27 protein-coding genes are annotated in these 24,027 nt (G+C 74.7%); 15 read left to right on the forward strand and 12 right to left on the reverse strand.

Going from position 1 to position 24,027, the window contains the following annotated elements:
• Positions 1-40: 40 nt before the first annotated feature.
• Entirely contained in the window at positions 41-871 is an 831-nt protein-coding gene (locus tag HNR61_RS24040; RefSeq protein ID WP_182845434.1) for an NAD(P)H-binding protein, read from the forward strand.
• A complete protein-coding gene (locus HNR61_RS24045) occupies positions 871-1,320 on the forward strand; it encodes a nuclear transport factor 2 family protein (protein ID WP_182845435.1) in 450 nt (149 codons plus the stop codon). Before HNR61_RS24040 ends, HNR61_RS24045 begins: the two co-directional genes overlap by 1 nt.
• 12 nt (positions 1,321-1,332) lie before the next feature.
• Here the strand turns inward: HNR61_RS24045 and HNR61_RS24050 are convergent, their stop codons facing one another.
• Positions 1,333-2,862 (reverse strand): ArnT family glycosyltransferase, encoded by a 1,530-nt coding sequence (locus tag HNR61_RS24050; protein ID WP_182845436.1) that lies wholly within the window; start codon positions 2,860-2,862, stop codon positions 1,333-1,335.
• A gap of 94 nt (positions 2,863-2,956) precedes the next feature.
• Here HNR61_RS24050 and HNR61_RS24055 point away from each other — a divergent pair, with 94 nt between their 5' ends.
• Positions 2,957-3,925 (forward strand): MFS transporter, encoded by a 969-nt coding sequence (locus HNR61_RS24055; RefSeq protein WP_182845437.1) that lies wholly within the window; start codon positions 2,957-2,959, stop codon positions 3,923-3,925.
• On the opposite strand, the gene HNR61_RS24060 is transcribed toward HNR61_RS24055, so the two are convergent.
• A complete protein-coding gene (locus HNR61_RS24060) occupies positions 3,918-4,511 on the reverse strand; it encodes an HAD family hydrolase (RefSeq protein WP_312898063.1) in 594 nt (197 codons plus the stop codon). The genes HNR61_RS24055 and HNR61_RS24060 overlap by 8 nt on opposite strands.
• Positions 4,512-4,515: 4 nt before the next feature.
• Positions 4,516-5,274 (reverse strand): DeoR/GlpR family DNA-binding transcription regulator, encoded by a 759-nt coding sequence (locus tag HNR61_RS24065; RefSeq protein WP_182845438.1) that lies wholly within the window; start codon positions 5,272-5,274, stop codon positions 4,516-4,518.
• A 73-nt stretch (positions 5,275-5,347) separates the two neighbouring features.
• Between HNR61_RS24065 and HNR61_RS24070 the strand changes: the two genes are divergently transcribed.
• Positions 5,348-6,544, forward strand: coding sequence for an MFS transporter (locus HNR61_RS24070; protein ID WP_182845439.1), 1,197 nt, complete (start codon positions 5,348-5,350; stop codon positions 6,542-6,544).
• On the opposite strand, the gene HNR61_RS24075 is transcribed toward HNR61_RS24070, so the two are convergent.
• On the reverse strand, positions 6,513-7,109 hold the full coding sequence (locus HNR61_RS24075; protein ID WP_182845440.1) for an HD domain-containing protein: 597 nt from the start codon (positions 7,107-7,109) through the stop codon (positions 6,513-6,515). The genes HNR61_RS24070 and HNR61_RS24075 overlap by 32 nt on opposite strands.
• A gap of 97 nt (positions 7,110-7,206) precedes the next feature.
• Here HNR61_RS24075 and HNR61_RS24080 point away from each other — a divergent pair, with 97 nt between their 5' ends.
• Positions 7,207-7,992 carry a TetR/AcrR family transcriptional regulator C-terminal domain-containing protein gene (locus tag HNR61_RS24080; protein WP_182845441.1) on the forward strand — a complete coding sequence of 262 codons (786 nt, stop codon included), beginning with the start codon at positions 7,207-7,209 and terminating at the stop codon, positions 7,990-7,992.
• A 21-nt stretch (positions 7,993-8,013) separates the two neighbouring features.
• Here the strand turns inward: HNR61_RS24080 and HNR61_RS24085 are convergent, their stop codons facing one another.
• The gene (locus HNR61_RS24085; RefSeq protein ID WP_220509724.1) at positions 8,014-9,147 is read right to left on the reverse strand and encodes a winged helix DNA-binding domain-containing protein; all 1,134 of its coding nucleotides are present in this window, start codon (positions 9,145-9,147) and stop codon (positions 8,014-8,016) included.
• Positions 9,148-9,210: 63 nt separating this feature from the next.
• On the opposite strand from HNR61_RS24085, the gene HNR61_RS24090 reads away from it, so the two are divergent.
• From HNR61_RS24090 to HNR61_RS24110, 5 genes are all read left to right on the forward strand, one after another.
• A complete protein-coding gene (locus HNR61_RS24090; protein WP_182845442.1) occupies positions 9,211-10,188 on the forward strand; it encodes a helix-turn-helix transcriptional regulator in 978 nt (325 codons plus the stop codon).
• A 167-nt stretch (positions 10,189-10,355) separates the two neighbouring features.
• A complete protein-coding gene (locus HNR61_RS24095) occupies positions 10,356-10,715 on the forward strand; it encodes a hypothetical protein (RefSeq protein ID WP_220509725.1) in 360 nt (119 codons plus the stop codon).
• On the forward strand, positions 10,705-11,484 hold the full coding sequence (locus tag HNR61_RS24100; RefSeq protein ID WP_182845443.1) for a hypothetical protein: 780 nt from the start codon (positions 10,705-10,707) through the stop codon (positions 11,482-11,484). The genes HNR61_RS24095 and HNR61_RS24100 overlap by 11 nt, the downstream gene beginning before the upstream one ends.
• Positions 11,481-11,966 carry a roadblock/LC7 domain-containing protein gene (locus HNR61_RS24105; RefSeq protein ID WP_312898064.1) on the forward strand — a complete coding sequence of 162 codons (486 nt, stop codon included), beginning with the start codon at positions 11,481-11,483 and terminating at the stop codon, positions 11,964-11,966. The genes HNR61_RS24100 and HNR61_RS24105 overlap by 4 nt, the downstream gene beginning before the upstream one ends.
• 13 nt (positions 11,967-11,979) lie before the next feature.
• Entirely contained in the window at positions 11,980-12,351 is a 372-nt protein-coding gene (locus HNR61_RS24110) for a hypothetical protein (protein WP_182845444.1), read from the forward strand.
• Between the two features lie 50 nt (positions 12,352-12,401).
• Here HNR61_RS24110 and HNR61_RS24115 read toward each other — a convergent pair whose 3' ends face one another.
• From HNR61_RS24115 to HNR61_RS24130, 4 genes are all read right to left on the reverse strand, one after another.
• On the reverse strand, positions 12,402-13,319 hold the full coding sequence (locus tag HNR61_RS24115; RefSeq protein WP_182845445.1) for an NADP-dependent oxidoreductase: 918 nt from the start codon (positions 13,317-13,319) through the stop codon (positions 12,402-12,404).
• 95 nt (positions 13,320-13,414) lie between these two features.
• The gene (locus HNR61_RS24120) at positions 13,415-16,075 is read right to left on the reverse strand and encodes a helix-turn-helix transcriptional regulator (protein WP_182845446.1); all 2,661 of its coding nucleotides are present in this window, start codon (positions 16,073-16,075) and stop codon (positions 13,415-13,417) included.
• Between the two features lie 28 nt (positions 16,076-16,103).
• Positions 16,104-16,325, reverse strand: a complete 222-nt coding sequence (locus HNR61_RS24125; protein ID WP_182845447.1) for a VOC family protein — start codon at positions 16,323-16,325, stop codon at positions 16,104-16,106.
• Positions 16,326-16,359: 34 nt separating this feature from the next.
• Positions 16,360-17,220, reverse strand: a complete 861-nt coding sequence (locus HNR61_RS24130) for an NAD(P)H-binding protein (protein WP_182845448.1) — start codon at positions 17,218-17,220, stop codon at positions 16,360-16,362.
• A gap of 101 nt (positions 17,221-17,321) precedes the next feature.
• Between HNR61_RS24130 and HNR61_RS24135 the strand changes: the two genes are divergently transcribed.
• Complete coding sequence (locus HNR61_RS24135; RefSeq protein ID WP_182845449.1) at positions 17,322-18,257, forward strand: AraC family transcriptional regulator; 936 nt, start codon at positions 17,322-17,324, stop codon at positions 18,255-18,257.
• Here HNR61_RS24135 and HNR61_RS24140 read toward each other — a convergent pair.
• Complete coding sequence (locus tag HNR61_RS24140) at positions 18,227-18,802, reverse strand: YdeI/OmpD-associated family protein (RefSeq protein ID WP_182845450.1); 576 nt, start codon at positions 18,800-18,802, stop codon at positions 18,227-18,229. The genes HNR61_RS24135 and HNR61_RS24140 overlap by 31 nt on opposite strands.
• Positions 18,803-18,840: 38 nt before the next feature.
• The gene (locus HNR61_RS24145) at positions 18,841-19,431 is read right to left on the reverse strand and encodes a TetR/AcrR family transcriptional regulator (RefSeq protein WP_182845451.1); all 591 of its coding nucleotides are present in this window, start codon (positions 19,429-19,431) and stop codon (positions 18,841-18,843) included.
• 106 nt (positions 19,432-19,537) lie between these two features.
• On the opposite strand from HNR61_RS24145, the gene HNR61_RS24150 reads away from it, so the two are divergent.
• Together HNR61_RS24150 and HNR61_RS24155 are read left to right on the forward strand one after the other, a co-directional pair.
• Positions 19,538-20,512 carry an ATP-binding cassette domain-containing protein gene (locus HNR61_RS24150; RefSeq protein ID WP_182845452.1) on the forward strand — a complete coding sequence of 325 codons (975 nt, stop codon included), beginning with the start codon at positions 19,538-19,540 and terminating at the stop codon, positions 20,510-20,512.
• A gap of 20 nt (positions 20,513-20,532) precedes the next feature.
• On the forward strand, positions 20,533-21,336 hold the full coding sequence (locus HNR61_RS24155; protein ID WP_182845642.1) for an ABC transporter permease: 804 nt from the start codon (positions 20,533-20,535) through the stop codon (positions 21,334-21,336).
• Positions 21,337-21,343: 7 nt separating this feature from the next.
• Here the strand turns inward: HNR61_RS24155 and HNR61_RS24160 are convergent, their stop codons facing one another.
• The gene (locus HNR61_RS24160; protein WP_312898066.1) at positions 21,344-22,093 is read right to left on the reverse strand and encodes a TetR/AcrR family transcriptional regulator; all 750 of its coding nucleotides are present in this window, start codon (positions 22,091-22,093) and stop codon (positions 21,344-21,346) included.
• A 93-nt stretch (positions 22,094-22,186) separates the two neighbouring features.
• Here HNR61_RS24160 and HNR61_RS24165 point away from each other — a divergent pair, with 93 nt between their 5' ends.
• Both HNR61_RS24165 and HNR61_RS24170 read left to right on the forward strand, forming a co-directional pair.
• Positions 22,187-23,134 carry an ATP-binding cassette domain-containing protein gene (locus HNR61_RS24165; RefSeq protein WP_182845453.1) on the forward strand — a complete coding sequence of 316 codons (948 nt, stop codon included), beginning with the start codon at positions 22,187-22,189 and terminating at the stop codon, positions 23,132-23,134.
• Positions 23,134-23,973, forward strand: a complete 840-nt coding sequence (locus HNR61_RS24170) for an ABC transporter permease (RefSeq protein ID WP_182845454.1) — start codon at positions 23,134-23,136, stop codon at positions 23,971-23,973. Before HNR61_RS24165 ends, HNR61_RS24170 begins: the two co-directional genes overlap by 1 nt.
• Positions 23,974-24,027: the final 54 nt, after the last annotated feature.

Here is a 24,027-nt window from a genome sequence, read left to right on the forward strand (position 1 = left end):
GCTTCCGAGAACACCCGACGAGGACACGAAGGACACAACGATGATTCTGGTGACTGGTGCGACGGGAAACGTCGGCGCCGAGGTGGTCCGCGCCCTGACCGAGGCCGGCGTGCCGGTGCGGGCGCTGACCCGCGACCCCTCCCGCGTCGAGGCGCGGCCGGGGGTCGAGTACGTCGCCGGCGACCTGGGCCGGCCCGAGACCGTGGCGCCCGCGCTGGGCGGCGTGAAGGGCCTGTTCCTGCTGCCGGGGTACCCCGGCATGGCCGACCTGCTGGCCGCCGCGCGCCGCGAGGGCGTCGAGCGGGTGGTGCTGCTGTCGGGCACCTCGGCGGCCAGCGGCGACATGGACAACGCCGTCACCCGCTACATGGCCGAGTCGGAACGGACCGTGCGCGAGTCCGGGCTGTCCTGGACGTTCCTGCGGCCCAGCGCGTTCATGTCGAACACCTTCCAGTGGATCCCGCAGCTCAGGGAGGGGGACACGGTGAGCGTCCCGTTCGCGAACGTGCCGATCGCCACCATCGACCCCGCCGACATCGGGAACGTCGCCGCGCGGGCGCTGCTGGACGACGGGCACGAGGGACTCATCCACTGGCCGACCGGCCCCGAGACGCTGCTGCCCGCCGACCGGCTGCGGATCCTGGGCGAGGTGCTGGGCCGCGACCTGGTGCTGGACGCCCAGCCCGACGACGTGGCCCGCGAGGAGATGCTCAGGACCACGCCGGTCGAGTACGTGGACGCGTTCTTCGACTTCTACGTCAAGGGGACGCTGGACGAGTCGGTGGTGCGGCCGACCGTCGAGCAGGTGACGGGGCGCCCGCCGCGCACGTTCGGGCAGTGGGCCCGCGCGAACGCGGACAGGTTCCGCTGATGAGGGCGTTGCCCGCGCTGCTCGCGGCGGCGGCCGTGGCGCTGTCGGCGTGCTCGGCCGGGGAGAGGCCCGCGGCGTCGGGAGCGGCGTCCCCGTCGTCGCTCCCGTCGTCGAGCGCGCAGGCCCCGGCGGGTCTGCTCGGCCCCGCCAACGCCTACGTCCAGGCCGTCAACGGCGGGAACCTCGACGCGCTGGTCGCCGCGTTCGCCCCCGACGCCGTCATCATCGACGTCAGCCGGGAGATCAGGGGCCGGGACGCCATCCGCACCTGGGCCGATCGCGAGGTCATCGGCGGCAGGCTCACGGTGAACCGGATCGTCGAGAACCGCGGCGGTTACCAGAAGCTGCTGGTGCACTGGGCTCCCGGCGGCAGCGGCGGGTGGGCGGCCCACTACGCCTTCACCGTGAACGGCTCCGGCATCACCAGGGCCGACCTGCAGTACGCCTGACCGGCCTTCCGGTCAGCTCAGCCGCCGCAGCTTCGGCCACAACAGCGCCCAGGGCTCGCGTTGGCCTCGGCACACGAAGACGGGCTTGCCCTGTTCCTCGTTGCCGAGGCCGACGCCGTTGTCGATGCGGCCCGCGACCGTCACCCGCGTCCAGAACCGGGTCAGGTCGGCGGCGCTCTCCGGTCCCACGACGATCGTCGGGCCGCCGGTGTCGGCGGGGCGGCCGAAGTGCCAGTAGCCGTTGTGGCCGCTGTGGGGGCGGGGCAGCCCGAGCGCCGGGCCGTAGCGGTCGATCGCCCCGGCCTCGCCGTAGTTGGAGGTCAGGATGGTGGCGCGGGCGCGTTCGTCCGGCGGCAGCGACCGGTGCACGCGGGCGATCTCGGCGGTGAACCTCGGCCAGCCGACCGTCTCGGCGGCGTCGGCGTTGATCGCGGGCTGCGGGGTGTTCTTCAGCCACCCGACCGGGTAGACCGGCAGCGTCGTCAGCACGGTCATCGCGCCGACGATCGCGTAGGCGGGGACCGATACCGCCCAGCCCACACCGCGCGGCGCGCCACGGCGTTCGATCTCCACCGCGCCCGCCGCCCACAGCGCCGCCCACAGGCCCGCCAGGTAGTACGGCTTGCCCGCGGTGATGAGGAACACCGCGTTCAGCAGCAGGTAGGCGTACGCCAGGAAGCGGTAGGGGCGCAGGTCCGGGGAGCGCAGCAGCCGCACCAGGCCGTGGATCCACAGCACCGCGAGCACGGTCCCGCTCAGCACGATCTGGAACGGGACGAATCCGAGCCGCCCGCCGAAGTCGCCCTCGGCGGCGATCTGGTCGGCCATCTCCAGCTGCGGCCAGCCGTGCCGGGCCTGCCACACCAGGCCGGGCGCGGTGCCGAGCACGGCGATGGCGGCCCCCGCCCACAGCGCCGGGCGGCGCAGGAAGTCGCGCGGGCCGGTGACCAGCAGGCCCACGACGAGGGCGGCCAGCAGCGGGGCGGCCAGGTACTTGATGTTGCCCGCCACCGCCGCCAGGACACCGATCACCGGGAACAGCCGGTGGTCGCGGGTGCGGGCCCAGCGCACCGCCAGCCACACGATGGCGGTGGAGACCAGCAGGTCGAACGTCGCGGTCGACAGCAGGTGGCCGCTCGCGACGAGGAACGGCCCGGCCGCGAACGCCCCGGCCGTCATGAGCTGCGCGCGCCGGCCACCGCCCAGCTCCCGCGCGGTCAGCCCGGCGATCACCACGCCCGCCCCCGCCGCCAGCGCGGACGGCGCCCGCAGCGCCACCAGGGAGTCCCCGAACACCTCGGTCAGCGCCCGGGCCAGCAGCGGCACCAGCGCGGGCTGGTCGGGGTAGCCCCAGGCCAGGTGGCGTGCGGCGACACGGAAGTACAGCTCGTCGCGGTGGTAGCCGTACCAGGGGGAGAGCGCGATCAGCAGCACGCCCAGCGCGCCGCCGATGGTCAGGAGCGGACGCCAGCGGATCGAGGGCGGGTCGTCGGGGGTGATGCCGTCGGCGGGGTGGGCCTCCGCCGACGTGGAGGCGGACATGCGTGCACCCTAGGCCGCCGCGCCGGTCGCGTCACGGCCGCGCGGCGGATCTCGCCGAACACGGCCATGGCGGAAGGCGTCCCAACGGGCAGGGGTGATCGCGCTGGGCGCCTTCGGGAGGCTGTGGACGGCGGCGTCGGTGTCGGCGTTGGGGGACGGTGTGACGCTGGTCGCGGGGCCGCTGCTGGCGGCGACGCTGACCCGCGACCCCGTGCGGGTGGCCGGGCTGACGGTGGCGCAGACGCTGCCCGGCCTGCTGTTCGCGCTGCCCGCCGGGGCGCTGGTGGACCGGTGGGACCGGCGGCGGCTGACCGTCGGGACCAGCCTGCTGCGGATGGCCGCCCTCGGGCTGCTCAGCGCCGCCGTTCTGGCGGGCGACGCGGGGCTGCCGTTGCTGTACGCGGTGTTCTTCCTGGTCGGCTGCGCGGGGCTGGTGTTCGACAACGCCGCCGCGACCCTCGTGCCCGCCGTGGTCGCCCCGGCACGCCTGGAGCAGGCCAACGGGCGGTTGCAGGCCGGCCGGATGCTGGGGGAGCAGCTGGCGGCCAAGCCGCTCGGGGCATGGCTGTTCGCGGTGGCGGCGTGGTCGCCGTTCCTGCTGGACGCGGTCGGGCTGCTGCTGGTGGCGGCCCTCGCTGCGACGCTGCCCGCGAGCCTGAACGTCGCGCCGCGTGTTCCGCTGCGCACCGCCGTCGGCGAGGGCGTGCGCTGGCTGCTGCGGCAGCGGTTGCTGCGCACGCTGGCCTGGACGGTCGCGGTGTCGGCCGTCCTGGTGCTGATCGCCCACGAGCGGTTGGGGGTCGGCGCGGTCGGCTACGGCCTGCTGCTGGCCACGCTCGCCGTCGGCGGGGGAGCCGGCGGCCTGCTGGCGGGCCGGATCGTCCGGCTGGCCGGTCCAGGGACGACGCTGCGCGCCGGGCTGGTCGTCGAGACGCTGGTGCACGGGGGAGCGGCGATGACGCGGAACGCGGTGGTGGCCGGGCTGCTGCTGGCGTTGATGGGACTGCACCTGGTGGTGTTCTCGGCGATCGTCGCCTCGGTGCGGCAGTCGCTCGTCAGTTGAGCGCCGCGCGCAGCCGGGCGGAGCCGGTGAACAGGTGGCCGCCCATGCCGGCCGCCTCGGCGGCCCGGACGTTCTCGGCGCGGTCGTCGACGAACAGGATGCGGTCGGCCGCGACCCCCAACGCGTCGCGGCACCACAGGTAGGCGCCGGCGGAAGGCTTCACATGGCCGATGCGGCAGGAGAACGCGCAGACCTCGAAGTGCCGGAACCAGGGGTGGTGCGCCTCGTAGTGGACGGCGAGGTCCTCGGGGATGTTCGACAGCAGCGCGACGCGGCGGCCCGACGCCGCGAGCTCCCCGACGAGGGAGACCATGGTGTCGTCCACCTCGCTCCAGCTGGCGGCGTCGGCGGCGACCAGCTCGGCGATCCGCCGGTCGTCGAAGCGCGTGCCGAGGGTCTCGGCGACCCGGGACCAGAACCCGGGGCCGGTGAGCCGCCCGCGGTCGTAGGGCGGGCGCCGGTCCCAGTAGGCGTTCCAGAAGGCGGGGGCCGCCGCCCCCGCCGTCTCGACCAGGCGCGCCATCCCGGCGGAGGACTGCGGGCGGGCGATGACGCCGAACAGGTCGAACAGGATCGTGTCGGCCACGGAATCACACCTTCCGTACGGTCAGGCCGGCGGCGGTCAGGGCGGCGGTCTCGTCGTCCGGGGCGGTCTCGTCGGTGACGACCGCGTGCAGCGTGGTGGCGGGGGCGACGAACGCCAGGGCCGTGCGGGAGAACTTGGAGCCCTCGGCGGCGGCGATCACGCGGCGGGCCGAGGCGATGGCGGCGCGCTTCACGGCGGCGTCGGCCAGGTCGTAGGCGGTCATGCCGTCGGCCGCGTTGAGGCCGCAGCAGCCGAGGACGGCGGTGTCGAAGCGCAGGGCGGCCAGGGACGCCTCGGTGAGCGGGCCGGTCAGCGCCAGCTCGCCCGGTCGCGGCTGGCCGCCGGGGACCAGCAGGGTCAGCCGCGGGCCGCCGGCCAGGACGTTGACCGCGTGCAGGGACAGCGGCATCACCGTCATCCGGCGGTCGCGCAGCAGGCGGGCGACCTCCAGGCAGGTGGTGCCGCCGTCGAGCACGACCGACTCGCCGTCGGCGAGGAGCCCGGCGACCTCGGCGGCGATGCGCCGCTTCGCCTCCGCCGCCTCGGTCGCCCGCAGCGCGAACGGCGGTTCCTCGCCGCGCAGCAGCAGGCTCCGCGCGCCCCCTCGGTAGCGCTCCAGCACGCCCTGCTCGGCCAGGACCTCCAGGTCGCGGCGGATGGTCATCTCCGACGCCCCGGTGAGCCCGGCCAGCTCGGCCACGCCCATCCGGCCCGCCGCGCGCACGGCATCGGTGATCATCCGCAGTCGGTCGGTGCTTCCCATGATCTCATTGAACAGCACGACTGGTTGAAGTGGAAGTTTACGAACAGAGTTTCTGTTCGTTATGTTCGTTCTCATGCAGAGAGCGCTACGGGCCGGCCGCCGGGCCACCTTCACCTACTTCACACTGAACGGCTTCGTCATGGGGATGTGGATCGTCCACATCCCCATGGTCGAGCACCGCACCGGGGTCAGTCACGCGGTCCTCGGCTGGCTGCTCCTGCTGCTGGGCGCGGGGGCGTTCGCGGGGATGCGGATCACCGGGCCGCTGGCCGACCGGTACTCGCCGCGCACCGTCGTGCCGGTCAGCGCCGCGCTGTGCTGCGCGGCCGTGGTCCTGCCGGGCCTGGCCGACGACGCGTGGACGCTCGGCGGAGCGTTGCTGCTGCTCGGGTTCGGCAACGGGTGCCTGGACGTCGCGATGAACGCCCACGCCGTCCAGGTCGAGCGCGGCTACGAGCGGCCGGTCATGGCGGCGTTCCACGCGATGTTCTCGGTCGGCGGCGTCCTGGCCGCGCTGGCCGGGGCCCGCGCGCTCGGCTGGGGATGGGACCCGCTGGTCACGCTGGGCGCCACCGCGCTGCTGGGGCTGATCGTCGCGGGGGCCGCCGCCTCCGCGCTGCTGCCGATCGAGCCCGCGCTGCTGGGCAGGGACGGCCCGGGCCGCCCCAAGGTCCGGCGTCCGTCGGGCCGCGTGTGGGGACTGGCGGCGCTCGCGCTGATGCTCATGCTCTGCGAGGGGGTCGCCAACGACTGGAGCGTGCTCCACCTGAGCACCGTCCTCGACGCGCCGGCCGCCACGGCCGCCTTCGCCTACGGGGCCTTCGCCACCGCCATGACCGTCGGACGGTTCCTCACCGACCGGGTGTCGGGGCGGTTCGGCCCGGTCGCCGTCGTCCGGTACGGGGCGGGGGTGGCCGCGGTCGGGCTGACGGCCGCCGCGCTGTCGCCGTGGGTCCCGCTGGCGCTGGCGGGATGGGGCGTGTTCGGTCTCGGGCTGTCGGGCTGCGTTCCGCAGTTGTTCAGCGCCGCCGGGCACTCCGACCAGGGCAACGCCGCCACCAACGTCTCCCGCGTCGCGAGCCTGGGCTACCTCGGCATGCTCGCGGGCCCCGCCGTCATCGGCCCGCTCACCCACCTGGTCCCGCTCAACCTGACGTTCCTCCTGCCGGTGGCGTTCTGCGTGGTCGCCGTCGCGGCGGCCGGAACCCTCCGCCCCCGCCCCGCGTCGCCCGCGCCGGTCAGACCAGAGCGTGACCGTACCGCGCGATGAGCGGTCCGAGATCCGGGACGCCGTACCGGTCGACCATCTCCTTGAACGCCAGCGTCTTCTCCTCGCCGAACCGGCCGACCCTCGTCGCGTAGGTCTCGGCGGAGACGAACACCGGCGGGTCGGTCTTGCTGTGGAACTTGTCGGCGTACATGACGAGCTCCTCCTCCGCCGTCTCGGCCACGTAGTCGCCGACCGGGATCGGCAGGCGCTGTCCGCGGATGTCGTCGCGGGTCAGGCCGACGCCCGTGTGGCAGGAGCAGAACCGGCAGAGGACCTCGGGAAACCCCTCACCGGCGAGGATCTCGTGCCCGAGGATCCCGTGGCGGACGTACCGCGCGTGGTCCAGTTCCCCGGAGGGGCCGTAGAGGCGGTAGACCCCGATGTCGTGGAGCAGGCAGCCCGCCCGCACCAGCGCGACGTCGACGGCGGCGTTCCGCCGGGCGAGGAGCCGTTCGGCGACCTGGCACACGATCCGGCAGTGCGTGTGCACGAGGTCGAAGGCCTCACGCGTGGGCGCGTACCTGAGGTGCAGGGAACGGATCTCGTCGTCGCTCGGGACCTCCACGCGTCGATCATAGGCGAGGCCGCCGCCACCGATCCGGCAGGGCGTTCCCGCGCCCCGGCGGGGACGGCGATATCCTTAGGCCGTAAGGAGTGGTGCGTTGGTCGTGTTCGCGGGGCAGGGGGACGCCCGCCGTTCCATGGACCTGCTGTGGCGCGCCCCGGCCGAGGGGGGCGGGCGGCCGGGGCCCAAGCCGGGGCTGAGCGTCGCCGTGATCGTCGAGACGGCGATCGCGATTGCCGACCAGCAGGGCATGGCGGCGCTGTCGATGCGCGTCGTCGGCGAACGCCTGGGCCGCACCGGCATGGCGCTCTACACCTACGTCCCCGGCAAGAGCGAGCTGGTGGACCTGATGTACGACCGGGTCCTGGCCGGGCTGCCCCGCGACTACGACACGACCGGCGGCTGGCGGGCGGCGGTGACCGCGTGGGCCACCGACCTGTGGGAGTTCCACCTGCGGCACCCGTGGGTGCTCCAGGTGTCGCAGGTCCGGCCGGTGCTGGGCCCCAACGAGTACGTGATGATCGACACGGCGCTGGGCGTGCTGCGCGCCACGGGACTGCCCCCGCGGGCGATCCGGCGCGTCGCCGGATCGCTGTTCAACCTGGTGCGCGGGTCGGCGCAGATGATCGCCGAGGCGCGGGCGGCGGCGGCCGAGACCGGGGTGTCGGACGAGGAGTGGTGGTACGCGCGCTCGGCGCTGCTGGAGGAGGTCGCCCCCGACTTCGCCGAGCGGTACCCGTCGGTGGCGTGGCTGGGCGACGCGGGCGCCTACGAGCCGGAGGACCAGTCCGTTCCCTACATGGAGGGGGACGCCCGGGAGACGTTCGAGGCCGGGCTCGCGTTGCTGCTCGACGGGGTCGAGGCCGCCGTGCGCCGTCGGTGACGTCCGCGCGCGGGGGAGCGGTCAGGCGTGGCCGCCGGTCGTCACCTCGCCGATCGTCAGCCCGGCCCGGCCCTCCAGGACGGTGGCGACGCGCTCGACCTGCTCGTCCAGCGCGGCGCGGTACGCGGCGGTCAGCGGGACCAGCGGCTCGACGGTGACGGCGATGCGGCGGCCGGAGCGGCGCTGGTGCCACAGGCCCGCGACCACGCCGTCCACCACGAGGTACTGGAAGTTGGCGGGCAGCACGCGCTCGGCGGCGCGTCCCGGGTACATCGCCTCGGGCGGGACGTTGCCGACCCGGTAGGCGTAGCCGTCGAAGTAGGGGAGCAGCAGGACACCGCGCGGCGGCTCCTCCGGCATCTCGGCGTCACCGGCCGCCACCCAGGCGGACGCGCCCTCGACCTCCACCGGCTCCAGCGCGTCGCCCAGCGACGCGAACACCTCCCTGGCCCAGGTCACCGGCGCGTTGAGCCAGTGCGCGAACCGTTGCGGGGTGGAGGGCCCGTAGGCGTGCAGGTAGGCCGGGACCAGCCGGGCCAGGGCCTCGGTCCCGTCCAGCGGGCGGAAGCCCGGGATGTGGCGGCGCGGGTTGGTGTAGGTGACCTTGCGGTCCCGGGTGGGACCGAAGCACAGCACGCCCCGGAACGCCGCCAGGGCCGTCGCCTGCCGCCAGCGCGGCCATTTCCCCTGGAACGCCTCCATCACCGGGTCGCCCGCCCAGGGCCCGGTACGCGCGACGATCTCCTCGGTCAGCTCGTCGGCCGTCAGCTCCGCGTCGGCCAGGGCGTCCCCGATCGCCACGAGGACCTGCTCGGTCTGCTCGGGCGTCATCCGCACCTCGGGCGGCATCGGGTCGCGTCCGGGGGGCAGCGCCGACAGCGCGCCGACCCACATGTCCAGGTCGCGGGCGGGCAGCAGGTGCACGGTGCCCCGCGGGCCATAGGTCTTGACCAGGTCGCGGTCCTCCCACAGCGCCGCGCGGACGTCGGCGCGGGTGGCCTCCTTCATGCGCAGCGCGATCGCCAGCTCCGCCGCCGACATGACCTGCGCGTGGGTGCCCGCCATCGCGGCCACCACCTCGACGGCGTTCGCGTGCGGCGCGGTGAGCCCGTGACGGAGCAGGCGGCGGGCGTGTACCTGGGACCAAGTCATCATGCTGATCACACTAGGGGCCGATTAGGTCGACTTCTGTCCTAGACCTCCGTCATCCTGGACCGCATGGCGGATACACCGGCGCGGCTGCTGAGCCTGCTGTCCCTGTTGCAGACCCCGCGCGAGTGGGCGGGCAGCGAGCTGGCCGAACGGCTCGGCGTCAGCCCCCGCACCATCCGGCGCGACATCGAACGGCTACGGGAGCTGGGCTACCCCGTGCGGGCGACGATGGGCCCCGACGGCGGGTACCGGCTGGTGGCGGGCAAGGCGATGCCGCCGCTGCTGCTGGACGACGAGGAGGCGGTCGCGATCGGGGTCGGGCTGCGCACGGCCGCCGGGAACCCGATCGAGGGCATCGAGGAGGCGTCGGTCCGCGCGCTCGCCAAGCTGGAGCAGGTGCTGCCGTCGCGGCTGCGGCACCGGGTGAGCACGCTCAACGCCGCCACCGTTCCGCTGCCGACCGTCGACGGGCCGAGCGTCGACCCGGACGTGCTGGCCGTGGTGGCCTCGGCCGCGGCGGCCGGGGAGCGGCTCCGCTTCCGCTACCGCGCCGCCGGCGGGAGCGAGGGGCGGCGGCGCGTCGAGCCCTATCGCCTGGTGGCCTCGGGCCGCCGCTGGTACCTGCTCGCCTACGACAACGGCCGCGACGACTGGCGCGTGTTCCGGGTGGACCGGATGGCCGAGCCGTTCGCCACCGGGGAGCGGTTCGCCGATCGCGTGCCGCCGGAGGGGGATCCGGCGGAGTTCGTGCGCGACAAGCTCTACTCCTCGGTCCCGGTCTACGAGGCCGACGTGACGTTGCGGATGCCGGTCGAGCAGGTCCGCGTCCGGCTGGGGGAGCGGGGCCCGGACCTGGAGGCGCTGGGACCGGACTCCTGCCGGTTGCGCGGGTACTCCGACACGCTGGAGTGGCTGGCCGCCCGGCTGATCATGCTGGGCTGCGAGTTCGAGGTGCACGGCCCGCCGGAACTCCGCGACCACCTGGGAGAACTCGGGGCCCGCGCGCTGCGGGCGGCGGACCTCCCGGAAAAAGGCGGAAGATAAATACTAGAGAGTATATTTATCCCATTTATGGCTATGACAGAAAATGGCCGCCATAAACCGATGTTTCGCCGTACAGCGCCACTAATCCGGGGGTAACGTCACCCCATCTGCACTCACACGGGGCGGGGTGGGCGGTGCTCGGCATTGACGGTTGCCTGGTTCGGATCATGGAGATTCCCGGCGCGCGGAACGTCACGCTGGTGGACGGCTCCAGCGGGCTGGCGGTCGCCGCCGCGGGCCGCGCCGAGCCGGTCGACCAGCACGAGACGGCCGCCGGGACCACCGAGGTCGTGCGGGCCGTCATGGCCACCCCGGCGCTGTCGGCCACCGCCTCCGGCGACGCCATCGACGAGATCATCGTGTGCGGCGCGGGCGGCTACCACCTGCTCGCGCTCGTCGGCACCGCGTTCGACGGGAACCTTTTCCTGCATCTGCTGATCGACCGCGACAAAGGCAATCTGGCGCTGGCCCGGATCCGCCTCAAGGAGATCATCGGGGAATTGGCGGAGGCCGGGGATGCCCGGTGACGACGCCCTGGTGGCGGAACTGCGGCGGCTGGAACGCGAACACCGCACCGGCGTCCTCTCCGTCGGGGACGGCGGCGCGTTCCACCTCGCCGAAGGGGCCGTCGTCTACGCCGAGAGCGCGTGGACCGCCGGGCTGGAGGCGATGGCGCGCGCGTCGGGACGGACCGTCCCGGAAGACCGCGCGGCGGCCGTCGCCGCACTCGGCGCGCCACTGCTGGAGGCGATGGTGCTGCTGGCGACGTTCGACGCGGCCTGCCTCCTGCTCGACCCGGACGTCGAGCCGGACGGGCGGCGGGCCCGGTTCCGGGAGGGGCCGCCGCACTGGCTCGCCCCGTTCTGCCGGATCACCCCGGCGACGCTGGCGCACGAGCACGCGCGCCGCCGTGACCTCCTCGGCGCGCCCGAGGCGGTGGACCGCTGCCCGGTCGTCCCGGTGCGGCGGGTCCGGCGGCAGCGGGTGATCCTGACCGGACTGCAGGCCGAGGTGCTGCTCAACGCCGACGGGCGGCGCACCCCCGTCGAACTGGCCCGCGACCTGGGCCGCAGCGCGTTCGGCTGCGTGCTGGCGGTGCGGGCGCTGCGCGCCGGGGGGCTGGTGGAGGCGCCCTCCGGGGAGGCGCCCGCCGCCGGGGCGGAGCGGCTGCCCCGGCGGCGGGCCGCCTCGCGGGAGTCCGCGCCGGCCGCGCCGGCCGGGCCGCCGGAGCGGTGGGAGCCGGTCGACCACGACGTGCTCGTCCGGCTGCGCAGGGCGTTGGAGGAACTCGCGTGACCGCGCGCAGGAGACGGCTGGGGGAACTGATGGCGAGGCTGACGAGGGTGGCGGACGGGACCGAGGACGCGGCGGGCTACCCGATGGAACCGGATCCGGTGGTGCTGGCGGAGCTGAAGGGGCTGCGCGGCCGGATCGCCCGGCTCACCGGCAGCCTGGTGGCCTCCTCCGACGGCATGCTCATCGCCCACGACCTGCCGCCGGACGTCGAGCCCGCCGGGATGGCGGCGCTGACGTCCGCGGAGCTGTCGCTGTCGCACCGGCTGGCCTCGACCGCGCACGGCGGCGCGTTCCACGAGGTCGTCGTGCACGGCACCAACGGATACGTCGTCGTCTACGCGGCGGGCTGGACGGCGTCGCTGACCGTGCTGGCGGAGTCCGGCGTCAACGTCGGCCGCCTGCACCTGGAGTCCCGCCCCGTCGCCCGCGCGATCGGCGAGCACCTGGCCGCGTCGCGGGACGACCGTCATCCAACCGAGTGAAAGGGAACACCGCATGACGAACATCGACGTGGTCCTCAAGGACATGATGGCGATCGACGGCGCGTCCGGCGCCGCGCTGGTGGACTACAACAGCGGCATGGCGCTGGGCATGCTGGGCAGCTCCAAGTCCCTGGACCTGCAGGTCGCCTCCGCCGGGAACACCGAGGTCGTGCGCGCCAAGATGCGCACGATGGAGCAGCTCAACATCAAGGACGACATCGAGGACATCCTCATCACCCTGACCGGCCAGTACCACATCATCCGCCCGGTCAGCGGCCGCAAGGGCAAGGGCCTGTTCCTCTACCTCGCGCTGGACCGCAACCGCGCCAACCTGGCGCTGGCCCGCCACCAGCTCAAGCGCATCGAGGAGATCGTCGAGGTCTGACCGCGCCCGGGGCGTCCGGCACGGGCCGGACGCCCCCGCGACGCCCGCGCTCAGTCGACGGTCAGCACGATCTTTCCGCGGACGCCTCCCCTGGCGTGGTGCCGGTGGGCGTCGGCGGCGCGTTCCAGCGGGAACGCGGCGTGGATGTGGAACGACAGCCTCCCCTGCGCGTACAGGTCGGCCAGCGCGGCCAGCCGCGCGGCCGAGCGCTTGGCGGGGGTGACCAGGACGCCCAGCTCCTCGCTCCGGCCATGGTCGACCAGGGTGACGATGCGGCCGCGATCCTTGACCAGTTCGAGGGTGGCGTCCAGGGCCTGGCCGCCGACGCCGTCGACGGAGGCGTGCGCGTCGCCGCCCGCGAGCGCGCGGACGCGTTCGACGAATCCCGGACCGTAGGCGACGGGGACCACGCCGAGGGAGCGCAGGTAGTCGTGCTGCGCCTCGCGGGCCGCGCCGATCACGGTCGCGCCCCGCAGCCGGGCGAGCTGGGAGGCGACGCCGCCGACGGCCCCGGCCGCGCCGTGCACCAGGACGGTCTCGCCCTCCCGGACGCCCAGCTCCTCGATGGCGATGTGCGCGGTCTGCGCGGCGGCGGTGAACCCGCCCGCCACCTCCCACGGCATCGCGGCGGGCTTGGCGGTGATGTGCTCGGCGGGGGCGACCACGTGCTCGCGGTAGGAGTCCAGCAGCCCGAAGCCCAGCACCTCGTCGCCGACGGCGAACCCGGTGACTCCCTCGCCGATCTGGTCGATCACCCCGGCGAACTCGTTGCCCGGGATCCGGGGCCAGCCCTGGTCGGTGGCGAAGGCGGGCAGCCACCCCTCCACGACCGCCACGTCGAACGGCTGCACGCCCGCCGCCCTGGTCCTGATCCGCACCTCGCCGGGTCCCGCCTGCGGTTCGGGGAGGTCCTCGACGCGCAGCACCTCGGGTCCGCCCGGCTCGTGGAAAACAACCGCCCTGCTCATGTCCGGCTCCGTTCAGTCGTGCGTTTCAACTGGTCACGACGTTAGGGAGGGGGACCACTGGGGCGAATCCGTGCGACCACCGTAGTGGCCGCCGGTCAGTCACCGAGGCCGAGCCGGGCCAGCTCGGCGCGGGAGGAGACGCCGAGCTTCGGATAGGCCTTGTAGAGGTGGTACTCGACGGTGCGGTGGCTCAGGAACAGCTGGGCGGCGATGTCGCGGTTGCTGACGCCCGCCGCCGCGAGCCGCACGATCTGGAGTTCCTGCGGGGTGAGCCGGTCGGTCAGCCCGAGGGCGGCGGCGGGGGCGGCGCCCTCTCCGGTGGCGCGCAGTTCGGCGCGGGCGCGGTCGGCCCAGGGGGCGGCGCCCAGGTGCTCGAAGCGGACCAGGGCCGAACGCAGCGGTTCCCGCGCGTCGGTGCGGCGGCGTTCCCGGCGCAGCCACTCGCCGTACAGCAGCTCGGTGCGGGCCCGCTCGAACGGCCGCCCGCCCCGTTCGTGCAGGCGGAGGGCGTCGCGGTAGTGCTCCTCGGCGGGGTGCAACAGGGCGCGGCAGCGCGCGGCGACGGCGGCGGCCCAGGGCTGCCCCGAGGCGTCGGCCCAGGCGGTGAAGCGCGCGAACGGTCCGGCGGCGCGGTCCGGGTGGTCGGCGCGGACCGCCGCCTCCACCAGGTCGGGCAGGGCGAACACGGCGGCGGCGGTGTGCCCGGCCGTCGCCTCCTCCAGGCGGCGCGACGCCCGCTCGTGCCGTCCGTGGGCCAGGTCGAGCAGGCCCAGGGCGCAGGCGACGGCCGCCGCCGACTCGGCCGTGGTGGCGTGCCGTTCCTGGTCCTGGCAGCGCCGCTCGTCGCCCTCGACGGCGGCGAGCCGGGCGATCACCGCGGCGACGCGGCCGGCGCGGTGGGCCTGGCCGGTGGCGTGGGCGAGGCCGAGGGCCTCGGCGACGGTCGCGGCGGCGTCGCGGTGCACCCCCGCGGCCGCCTGGGCGTGGCCGAGCAGTTGCAGGGTGAGGGGCAGCGCGCCCGCCAGGCCGCGGCCGCGCGCCCGCGCGACGTCGGCGGCGGCCAGGTCGGCGAGGGCGTCGTCGGCGCCGAGGAGCTGCGCGGCCGCCATGACGAACAGCCGCGCGATGAGGCTTTCGGGCGGGTCGGCGCGCGCCTCCTCCACCAGGGACCGCAGGCCGGGCAACCCCTTCGCGTGGTCGCCGTCGATGACCCGCGCCAGCGCGGCGATCCCCTCGACGAGCGGCGGCGAGACCGGGCGCAGCGGCGCGGCCAGGCGCGCCGCCCGGTGCAGGGCGGCGGGTTCGCCGGAGGACCAGGCGTTGCCCGCCGCGATCACCAGCAGGGTCAGGGCGAGCCCGGGGTCGTCGGCGGCGACCGGGGCGGCGCTGTCGGCGAGCAGGTCGGCGGTGCCGTGCGGGACGCCGCGTTCGAACTCCACGGTCGCGCGCACCATCGCCAGCCCGGCCCGCGACGGCGCGTCCTCGGCCAGCTCCCAGGCGCGGCCGGCCAGGTCGGCGGCCTCCTCGGTGCGGCCGCCGGTGACCGCGGTCTGGGCGGCGCGGACGAGGCGGCGGGTCCGGTCGGCCGGATCGGGGCTGAGCCGGGCGGCCCGCTCCATCAGCGGGACGGCGGTGGGCAGCGCGCCGCGCGCGCCGGCGCGTTCGGCGGCCCGCTCCAGCTCGGCGGCCACGGCCTCGTCCGGGGCGACGGCGGCGGCCGCGCGGTGCAGCACGCGGCGGTCCCCGTGCAGGGCGTCGGCCAGGGCGCGGTGGGCCCGCAGGCGCGCCGTCAGCGGGGCGCCCTGGTAGGCGGCCGCGCGGATCAGCGGGTGCCGGAACGCGACCGACACGCCGGTGGTGCGGATGAGCCCGGCGCGTTCGGCCTCCTCCAGGTCGGTGGCCGTCACCCCGACCGCCCGCCCGGCCTGCACCACGGTGCCCAGTTCGCCGCCGCCCTCGGCGGCGGCGATCGTCAGCGCCAGCCGGGCGCGTTCGGAGAGCCGGTCGATGCGCGCGCCGAACGCCTCCAGCAGCCGCCGGGTGACCGGCAGCTCGTCGGGGGGAGCGGCGCGGCCGGCGCGCTGCTCGGCGGTCAGCCCGTGGGGGAGTTCGGTGAGGGCGAGGGGGTTGCCGCCGGCCTCGGCGACGATCCGGTCGCGGACGGGGCCGCTCAGTTCCGGCGCGCGGGCGTCGAGCAGCCCGGCGGCCGCCCGCCGGTCGAGCCCGCCCAGCGCCAGTTCGGGCAGGCCCGGCGCGGCGAACCCGTCGCGGGCGGCGAACAGCACGGCCACGCCCTCGGCCCCGATCCGGCGCGCCGCGAACAGCAGCGTCTCGGCCGACGCCGGGTCGAGCCAGTGCGCGTCGTCCACCAGGCACAGCAGCGGGCGTTCGGCGGCCAGTTCCGACAGCAGGCTCAGCACCGCCAGGCCGACCAGGAACCGGTCGGCGCCCCCGGCGTCGGCCAGTCCGAGGGCTCCGCGCAGCGCCGCCGCCTGCGGGGCGGGCAGCCGGTCCATCCGGGACAGCACCGGCCGCAGCAGCATCTGCAACGCCGCGAACGGCAGCCCCGCCTCGGCCTCCACGCCCTCGGCGCGCAGTACCCGCAGGCCCTCGGCGTCGCGCGCGGCCTGGTCGAGCAGGGCGGTCTTGCCGATGCCCGGCTCGCCCCGCACGACCAGCACCCCGCTGCCGCCCGACCGCGCCGCGTCGATCAGCGCGGCGACCGCGCGCCGTTCCCCGTCCCGCCCCCACAACACGGTGGCGAACCTATCGGTCTCCGGCGGGTCACGCCGACGGGGGTGCGGGGCGGTAGCCGCCGAAGCCCCAGAGCCGGCCCTCGGGGTCGAGGGCGGTGTAGCGCAGGCCGAAGGTGTCGTTCCGGATCGAGCCGAGTATCACGACCGCGCCCGCGCCCAGGGTGAGCCCGGCGTGCGCGATCAGGCCGCCGTCGCCGTCGATCATGGCCGGGGCGTCGCGGTATCCGATGATGGGGGAGAGGCCGGGCATGGCGTGCTCCTCGTCGGCGGGAGCCGGACCATGATCATTGCTCTGCCGGGGCGGGGACGCGCCAGGTTTCGGCATGTTCGTTCGCGTACGCGCGCAGCGGGCGGGCCGGGTGGCCGGTGACGCGTTCGACCGTGTCGGTGACCACGGCGTTGCGGCCGTCGCGGATGAGCCGGAACAGCCCCCGCTGCCAGGCGACCGATCCCTCGTCGAGGCCCGCCGCCCGCAGCGCCTCGACGTGCTGCTCGGCGGTGAGGGCCGTGTACCGCAGCTCCCGGCCCGCGGCCTCGCCCAGCGTCCGGACGGCCTGCGCGTGGGTGAGCGCCTCCGGGCCGGTGACGACGAGGACCTGGCCCGCGTGGCCGTCCTCGGTGAGCGCGGCGGCGGCCACCTCGGCGATGTCCCGGGTGTCCACGAAGCCCACCACGGCGTCGGCGGCCGGGAGCGCGAGCCGCCCCTCGTCGCGCAGGGAGGCGGCGAAGCCCTCCCCGAAGTTCTGCTGGAACCAGTTCGGCCGCAGGATGGTCCACTCCTTGCCCGAGGCGCGCACGTCCGCCTCCCAGACGGCCATCGGGATCGCGTCGGGCAGCAGCTCGACGCCGAGCACCGACAGCAGCACCACCCGCCCGACCCCGGGCGCGGCGGCCAGCAGGTCGCGGACGAGTCCGGGGCGGTCGGGCTCGGTGTACGGGCCGACGACGTACAGCGCGTCGACGTCCCGCAGCGCCTCCCGCCACGTGCCGGGGTCCGCCCAGTCGAAGCGGACCGCCTCGATCCCGTCGATCCCGGACGGGGCCGGGGTGCGGCTGGCCGCCCGCACCCTCGCTCCGCGCGCCGCCAGCGCGTCCACCACGGCCCTGCCGGTCTTGCCGGTCGCTCCGAGCACCAGAACGGTCATCGTCGTCTCCCTTTGGTCGATCATCCGGGGACGACGTTACGGACCGGGCGCCGGACGATGAATGCCTGATGATCCGGAAAACATGTCCTATAGTCCTGATCGTGGATGTGCTCTCCGACGCGCTCGCCGCGATGCGGACCGGTCGCACCCGGTCGGCGCGCACCGAGGTGCGCGCCCCCTGGGGCCTGCGCTTCCCCGAGACCACCGGCACGACCTTCCACGTCGTGCTCCAGGGCTCGTGCCTGCTGCTGGCCGGCGGCGACGCCGCGCCGCTGGAGCTGGGCCCCGGCGACGTGGTGTTCCTCCGCCAGGGCAGCGCGCACGCCCTGGCCGACGCGCCGGGCACGCCGCTGACCGACTTCGTCCCCGAGCGGTCGGCCCCCTCCTCCCCGGTGGGCCAGGTCCGGGTGGACGGTCCCGGGCCCGGGACGACCATGGTCTGCGGCGCCTACCAGCTCGACCGCACCCGGCCGCATCCGCTGCTGGGGGAGCTGCCCGAGCTCGTGCACCTGCCCGCCCGTCCGGACAGGCATCCCGAGCTCGGCCGCCTCGTCGACCTGCTCGCCACCGAGCTCGACCGGAGCCGCCCCGGCAGCGACGGCATCGTGCCCTCGCTGGTCGACGCGATGCTGCTGTACATCCTGCGCGCCTGGGTGGAGGAGCGCGCCGCCGCCTCCCCGGAGGCGTCCGGGTGGGCCCGCGCGCTCACCGATCCCGCGGTCGGCCGGGCGCTGCGGGCGATCCACGCCGGTCCGGACCGCCCCTGGACCGTGGCCGGGCTCGCGGCCCTCGGCGGCCTGTCGCGGTCGGTGTTCGCCCAGCGCTTCACGGCGCTGGTGGGGCAGCCGCCGATGGCCTACCTGACCTGGTGGCGCATGACCGGCGCGAGCCGCCTGCTGCGCGAGCCCGGCGCGTCCGTCCGGGCCGTGGCGCAGCGCGTCGGCTACACCTCGGAGTTCGCCTTCGCCAAGGCGTTCAAGCGCGAGTTCGGCGTCGCGCCCGGCGCCTACCGCCGCCCGGCCTCCCCGGCCGCCTGAGGGGCGGCGGGCTCCAGCTCGGCCAGGGTCCGTCGCAGCCGGGCCCGGCGTCCGGCCGGGGTCCGGATCTTCAGCAGCGGCAGGATCAGCTGGTAGCGGGCGGTCTTGTCGAGCGCCTCGAAGCGGGCGGCGGCCTCGGGCCGGGCGGCCAGGGCCTCGGCCAGGTCGGGCGGGACGGTGACGTCGCGCTGCGCGGCGTAGGCGGAGTCCCAGCGGCCGTCGGCCCTGGCCGCCTCGACCTCCGCCAGGCCGGGCGGGCGCATGCGCCCGGCGGCGGTGAGGGCGTGGACGCGTTCGACGTTCATGCGCGACCAGGGGCCGCCCCTGCGGCGGCGCGAGTAGCGCTGCAGGTAGAAGTGCTCGTCAAGGGCCTTGCGCTGGCTGTCGATCCAGCCGTGGCACAGGGCGACGTCCAGGGCCTCGGAGATGGTGACCGAGGTGACGGGCGCGCCCTTCTTGGCGATCTTGAGCCAGACGCCGCCCCCGTCCCCGTGGTGCTCGGACAGCCATGCTTCCCATTCGGCGGCGTTCGCGAAGTGCATCATGCGTTCACCGTAGGAGGCCTTGCGGAACGTGCCTTTCCTCAATCGGAGGAGACGCGGAAACCGTTCTCCAGGGTGCGGATCACCATGGTGGTGACGCCGTGGCGGGGGACGATCCCCTGGTCGGCCGACTCCACGCCGGTGTAGACCAGGCTCCACAGCACGTTCTGGATCCACTCGGCGGGCACGCCCGGATCGAGGAAGCCCTCGCGCTGACCGCGCTGGATGAGCCGCAGGGTGGCGTGGGGGTCGGCCGGGAGGCTCGCGCCGTCGGCCGGGTCGGGGCCGTAGTCCTCCAGCACCCGCGGGTCGCTCCACAGGAAGATGACCCGGTCCCCGGACTCGATCATCGCCGCGATGAGCCGGTGCAGGGCCTCGCGCGCCGGTCCCTGGTCCGGGGCGGCGTCGCGGACCGCCCGGTCGGCCATCGCCAGCGAGTCCACCACCACCGCCCTCATCAGCTCGTCCCGGTCGGAGAAGTAGCGGTGCAGCGTGCTGCGGCCCACGTCGGCCTCGCGCGCGACGTCGGCCAGGGTCGCGCGGTGGTTCCGGCCGAGCACCCGGGCGGCGGCGGCCAGGATCGCCTGGCGGGTGCGGTTGCGGGTTCCGGACTCTGCGGCGGCGGCACTCATGGTTCAGGAAATTACCGCTTGACACTTGTGCCGAGACATGTGACACCCTCCCTGAGACATAAATGTCCCAAAAATATAGTTCGATCTCTCACAGAAGGGAACCGTCATGACCTCCCCGGCACTGGTCGCCGAGGGACTGCGCAAACGCTTCGGCGCGAACGCGGCCCTCGACGGCTTCGACCTGACGGTGCGCGAGGGCACCGTCTGCGGGCTGCTCGGCCCCAACGGCGCGGGCAAGACCACCGCCGTGCGCATCCTGTCCACGCTGCTGCGCCCCGACGGCGGGCGGGCCCTGGTCGGCGGCTTCGACGTGGTCGGCCAGTCCGCGCAGGTCCGGCACCACATCGGGCTGACCGGGCAGTACGCGGCCGTCGACGAGATCCTCACCGGCCGGGAGAACCTGGAGATGTGGGGCCGGCTCTACCACCTGGGCAAGGCCACCGCCCGGCGGCGGGCCGACGAGCTGCTGGAGCGGTTCGGGCTCACCGAGGCCGCGGACCGGCGGGTCAAGCACTACTCCGGCGGCATGCGGCGGCGGCTGGACCTGGCCGCCGGGTTCATCCTCTCGCCGCGCGTGCTGTTCCTGGACGAGCCCACCACCGGCCTCGACCCGCGCAACCGCACCGAGGTGTGGCGGGCGGTGCGCTCGCTGGTCGCCCAGGGCACCACGGTGCTGCTGACCACCCAGTACCTGGAGGAGGCCGACCAGCTGGCCCACCAGATCGCCGTCATCGACCGGGGCCGGGTCATCGCCGACGACTCCCCGGAACGGCTGAAGTCCCTGGTCGGCGGCGACCAGCTCGACCTGGTGGTCGCCGACGTCGGCGCCCTCGGCGCCGCGGCGGGGATCGTCGCGCGGGTCACCGGGGCCGAGCCGGAGACCGACGCCGACGTCCGCCGGATCACCGTGCCGGTCCGGGACCGGATGGAGGCCCTCACCGCCGCGCTGCGGGCCCTGCGGGAGGCGGGCGTCGCCGTCGAGGACGTGGCGTTGCGGCGGCCCACGATGGACGAGGTGTTCCTGAACCTGACCGGTCACCGCGCCGAGCAGGACCCCGAGGGGCAGGAGGTGGCGGCGTGACCGTGCTGCTCACCCCGCAGATGCCCCGCACGCTGCCGCAGCGTGCGGGATGGGCGCTGACCGAGGGCTGGATCGTGGCCCGCCGCGACCTGATCCACTGGGTGCGCAACCCGACCGTGGTCACCTACCAGCTCGTCTGGCCGATCGTGATGGTGCTGATGTTCGGCTTCGTGTTCGGCAGCGCCATGACGGTGGCGGGCGGCGGGAACTACCGCGAGTTCCTGATGCCGGGCCTGTTCGCGCAGACGATGATGTTCGGGATCGCCACCACCCTGCTGTCCGTCACCACCGACGCCTCGCGCGGCGTCACCGACCGGTTCCGGTCGATGCCGATGTCGTCGTCGGGGGTGGTGCTGGGCCGCTCCATCGCCGACATGGCCAACTCGTGCGGCGAGCTGGCGATCCTGGCCGCCTGCGGGCTCGCGGTCGGCTGGCGCTGGCACGAGGGGCCGGGCGGCGCGCTGGCGGCCGCCGGGCTGCTGCTCCTGCTGCGGTTCGCGCTGATCTGGATCGGCATCTGGCTCGGCCTGATGATCACGCCGGAGGCCGCGGCGGCGGCGTGGGCGCCGCTGTTCCCGCTGACGATGGTCGCCAACACCTTCGTCTCGCCGTCGCAGATGCCCGGCTGGCTCGCCCCGCTCGCCGAGTGGAACCCGCTGTCGGCGACCGTCGCGGCGATCCGCGACCTGTTCGGCAACCCGGGCATGCCCGGCGACTCCTGGGCCTCGGAGCACGCCGTGCTGCTGGCGGTGCTGTGGCCGCTGGCGCTGATCGCGGTGTTCCTGCCGCTGTCGGTGCGACGTTACCGGCGGCTCGCCCGCTGAGCCCCGCTCACCCTCCCGCCCGGCGGCGGTGCCCGTCGGGCGGGAGGACGGCGGCGACGCAGTCCAGAACGCGTTCCAGCCCGTAGCGGAAACGCTCGTCGGGATCCATGTGCGGCTGGCGCGCGTCCATCACGATGCGGGTGAACATCGGATAGTCGCCGCTGCGCACCAGCGTGTCCACGTAGGCGGAGTTGCGGGCCATCCACTGCTCGGAGGTCAGCCCGCTGCGCCTGGCCTCCTTCTCCCAGGACAGCTCGTTGCGCACGGTCTCCTCGACGTAGCCGTTCAGCAGGCCGACGTAGGTGAGGATGTCGTCGATCGGGATGCCGACGTCCAGCGCCCCCAGGCCGAACTCCAGCAGCCGCAGCTGGTTGGGCCCGAACGCCGGGCGCGAGCGCGGCATGTCCACCACCCACGGGTGCCGCCGCATGTAGGCGCGCGTCACCTCCGCGACCAGCCGCAGGTCGGCCCGCCAGTCGCCGGTCGGCCGGTCCGGGAACTCCTGCTCACCGATCACGTGGTCGAACATCAGCTCGATCAGGTCGTCGCGGCTGGGCACGTACCGGTACAGCGACATCGCGCCCGCGCCGATCTCGGCGGCGATGCGGCGCATGGACGCGGCCTCCAGCCCCTCGGCGTCGGCGATCCGGACCGCCGCCTCGGTGATCTGCGTGCGGCTGTAGGCGGGCCTCGGCCCGCGCGACGGGCGTTCGGGGCGCATCCAGATGTGCGCGTACTCGGTGTCTGCCACGGTCACCTCCCGCTCCATCATCCCAGTTGCGTACAACGTACCCAGTTATCTACGCTGAGGCGGTCAACAAATGCGTACGACGTACCCAATGGAGGGGTGATGTCGGAACCGATCGTCGTCGCCGAGGGGCTGCACAAGCGCTTCGGCGACACCCACGCGTTGCGCGGGCTGGACCTGGCCGTCCCGGCCGGAACGGTCTGCGGGGTCCTCGGCCCCAACGGGGCCGGCAAGACGACCGCCGTGCGGATCCTGGCGACCCTCGCCGACCCCGACGCCGGGCACGCCCGCATCGGAGGCCACGACGTCGTCCGCGACGCCGACCGGGTCCGCGCGATGATCGGCCTGGCCGGCCAGTACGCGGCGGTGGACGAGAAGCTGACCGGGCGCGGCAACCTGCGCATGTTCGGGCGGCTGTACCACCTGTCGCGCCGCGACGCCCGGCGGCGGGCCGACGAGCTGCTGGACCGCTTCGGGCTGGCCGAGGCCGCCGACCGGCGGGTCGCCGGGTACTCCGGCGGGATGCGCCGCCGCCTGGACCTGGTCGCCAGCCTGATCCTGCGGCCCCGGGTGCTGTTCCTGGACGAGCCCACCACCGGCCTCGACCCGCGCAGCCGGGGCGAGATCTGGGACGCCGTCCGCGAGCTGGTCGCCGAGGGCACCACCGTGCTGCTGACCACCCAGTACCTGGAGGAGGCCGACCGGCTCGCCGACGACGTCGCCGTGGTCGACCACGGCAGGGTCATCGCCACCGGCACGCCCGACCGGCTGAAGGCCGCCATCGGCGACCGCGTCGACGTCGTGCTGGAGGACGCGTCGCTGACCGTCCGCGCGGCGGACGTGCTGGCCCGGATGGCGGGCGCCGAGACCGCCGCCGACCCCGCGGCGGGCCGGATCAGCGTGCCGGTCGCCGGGGGAGCGGTGCGGCTGGCCGACGTGGTGCGCGAACTGGACCGCGCCGGGATGGCCCCCGCCGACGTCAGCCTGCGCCGCCCCACCCTCGACGAGGTGTTCCTGCGCCTGACCGACCGCGCGAAGGAGACCGTGTGATGACCACCCCGCTCCTCGCCCCGCCCGCGCCGGCCTCGCCGTGGGGACGGCTGCGCTGGACGCTCGCCGACGGCCTGACCCTGATCGGCCGGGAGCTGAGCCGCCTGCGCCACGAACCCGGCGAGCTGGTCGTCGGACTGATCTTCCCGGGCATCATGGTGCTGCTGTTCGGCTACGTGTTCGGCAGCTCCATCGGGGTGCCCGGCGGGGGGAACTACCGCGAGTACCTGATGCCGGGGCTGTTCGCGATGATCACGTTCTCCTCGGTGATGGCGGTGACGATGCGGGTCGCCACCGACGCCTCGCGGGGCGTGATGGACCGGTTCCGGTCGATGCCGATGGCGCGGTCGGCGGTGCCGTTCGGCCATACCGGCGCCGACGTCCTCACCGGCGCCGGGAACCTGGCCATGATGGCGATCATGGGCCTGCTGGTCGGCTGGCAGCCGCACCGGGGCCTGTGGCCGACCGTCCAGGCGTTCCTGCTGATCTTCCTGTTCCGGTACGCGATGAGCTGGCTGGGCTGCTACGTGGGCCTGGCGGTCAGGAACGAGCAGACCGCCGACCAGATGCTGCCGCTGATCTTCCCGGTCACGATGCTGTCCAACGCGTTCGTGCCGACCGGCGGGATGCCCGCCTGGCTGCGGGTCCTCTCCGACTGGAACCCCGTCAGCGCCCTCACCACGGCCCTGCGCCGGCTGTTCGGCAACCCCGGGGCGGCCGTCACCCATCCCTCCTGGCCCAACGAGCACCCGGTCGCCACGACCGTGCTGTGGTCGGTGGCGCTGCTGGTGGTGTTCGTCCCGCTGTCGATCCGCGCCTACCGGCGCAAGGGCCGCTGACCGGACGGGCACGGGGCCCGCGCCGCCGCTCGGCGGCGCGGGCCCCGGCCCTCC

Origin of the sequence: Actinomadura kijaniata (assembly GCF_014138665.1) — a bacterium.
Classification (GTDB): Bacteria; Actinomycetota; Actinomycetes; order Streptosporangiales; family Streptosporangiaceae; genus Spirillospora; species Spirillospora kijaniata.

Bases quoted from the DNA above. Each gene is read 5' to 3' on its own strand.
- HNR61_RS24170 (WP_182845454.1), top strand. From the start codon at position 23,134: ATGACCACCCCGCTCCTCGCCCCGCCCGCGCCGGCCTCGCCGTGGGGA.
- HNR61_RS24095 (WP_220509725.1), top strand. From the start codon at position 10,356: ATGGAGATTCCCGGCGCGCGGAACGTCACGCTGGTGGACGGCTCCAGC.
- HNR61_RS24090 (WP_182845442.1), top strand. From the start codon at position 9,211: ATGGCGGATACACCGGCGCGGCTGCTGAGCCTGCTGTCCCTGTTGCAG.
- HNR61_RS24165 (WP_182845453.1), top strand. From the start codon at position 22,187: ATGTCGGAACCGATCGTCGTCGCCGAGGGGCTGCACAAGCGCTTCGGC.
- HNR61_RS24150 (WP_182845452.1), top strand. From the start codon at position 19,538: ATGACCTCCCCGGCACTGGTCGCCGAGGGACTGCGCAAACGCTTCGGC.
- HNR61_RS24085 (WP_220509724.1), bottom strand. From the start codon at position 9,147: ATGATGACTTGGTCCCAGGTACACGCCCGCCGCCTGCTCCGTCACGGG.
- HNR61_RS24070 (WP_182845439.1), top strand. From the start codon at position 5,348: ATGCAGAGAGCGCTACGGGCCGGCCGCCGGGCCACCTTCACCTACTTC.
- HNR61_RS24155 (WP_182845642.1), top strand. From the start codon at position 20,533: ATGCCCCGCACGCTGCCGCAGCGTGCGGGATGGGCGCTGACCGAGGGC.
- HNR61_RS24050 (WP_182845436.1), bottom strand. From the start codon at position 2,862: ATGTCCGCCTCCACGTCGGCGGAGGCCCACCCCGCCGACGGCATCACC.
- HNR61_RS24145 (WP_182845451.1), bottom strand. From the start codon at position 19,431: ATGAGTGCCGCCGCCGCAGAGTCCGGAACCCGCAACCGCACCCGCCAG.
- HNR61_RS24100 (WP_182845443.1), top strand. From the start codon at position 10,705: ATGCCCGGTGACGACGCCCTGGTGGCGGAACTGCGGCGGCTGGAACGC.
- HNR61_RS24065 (WP_182845438.1), bottom strand. From the start codon at position 5,274: ATGGGAAGCACCGACCGACTGCGGATGATCACCGATGCCGTGCGCGCG.
- HNR61_RS24110 (WP_182845444.1), top strand. From the start codon at position 11,980: ATGACGAACATCGACGTGGTCCTCAAGGACATGATGGCGATCGACGGC.
- HNR61_RS24125 (WP_182845447.1), bottom strand. From the start codon at position 16,325: ATGCCCGGCCTCTCCCCCATCATCGGATACCGCGACGCCCCGGCCATG.
- HNR61_RS24040 (WP_182845434.1), top strand. From the start codon at position 41: ATGATTCTGGTGACTGGTGCGACGGGAAACGTCGGCGCCGAGGTGGTC.
- HNR61_RS24045 (WP_182845435.1), top strand. From the start codon at position 871: ATGAGGGCGTTGCCCGCGCTGCTCGCGGCGGCGGCCGTGGCGCTGTCG.
- HNR61_RS24115 (WP_182845445.1), bottom strand. From the start codon at position 13,319: ATGAGCAGGGCGGTTGTTTTCCACGAGCCGGGCGGACCCGAGGTGCTG.
- HNR61_RS24140 (WP_182845450.1), bottom strand. From the start codon at position 18,802: ATGATGCACTTCGCGAACGCCGCCGAATGGGAAGCATGGCTGTCCGAG.
- HNR61_RS24130 (WP_182845448.1), bottom strand. From the start codon at position 17,220: ATGACCGTTCTGGTGCTCGGAGCGACCGGCAAGACCGGCAGGGCCGTG.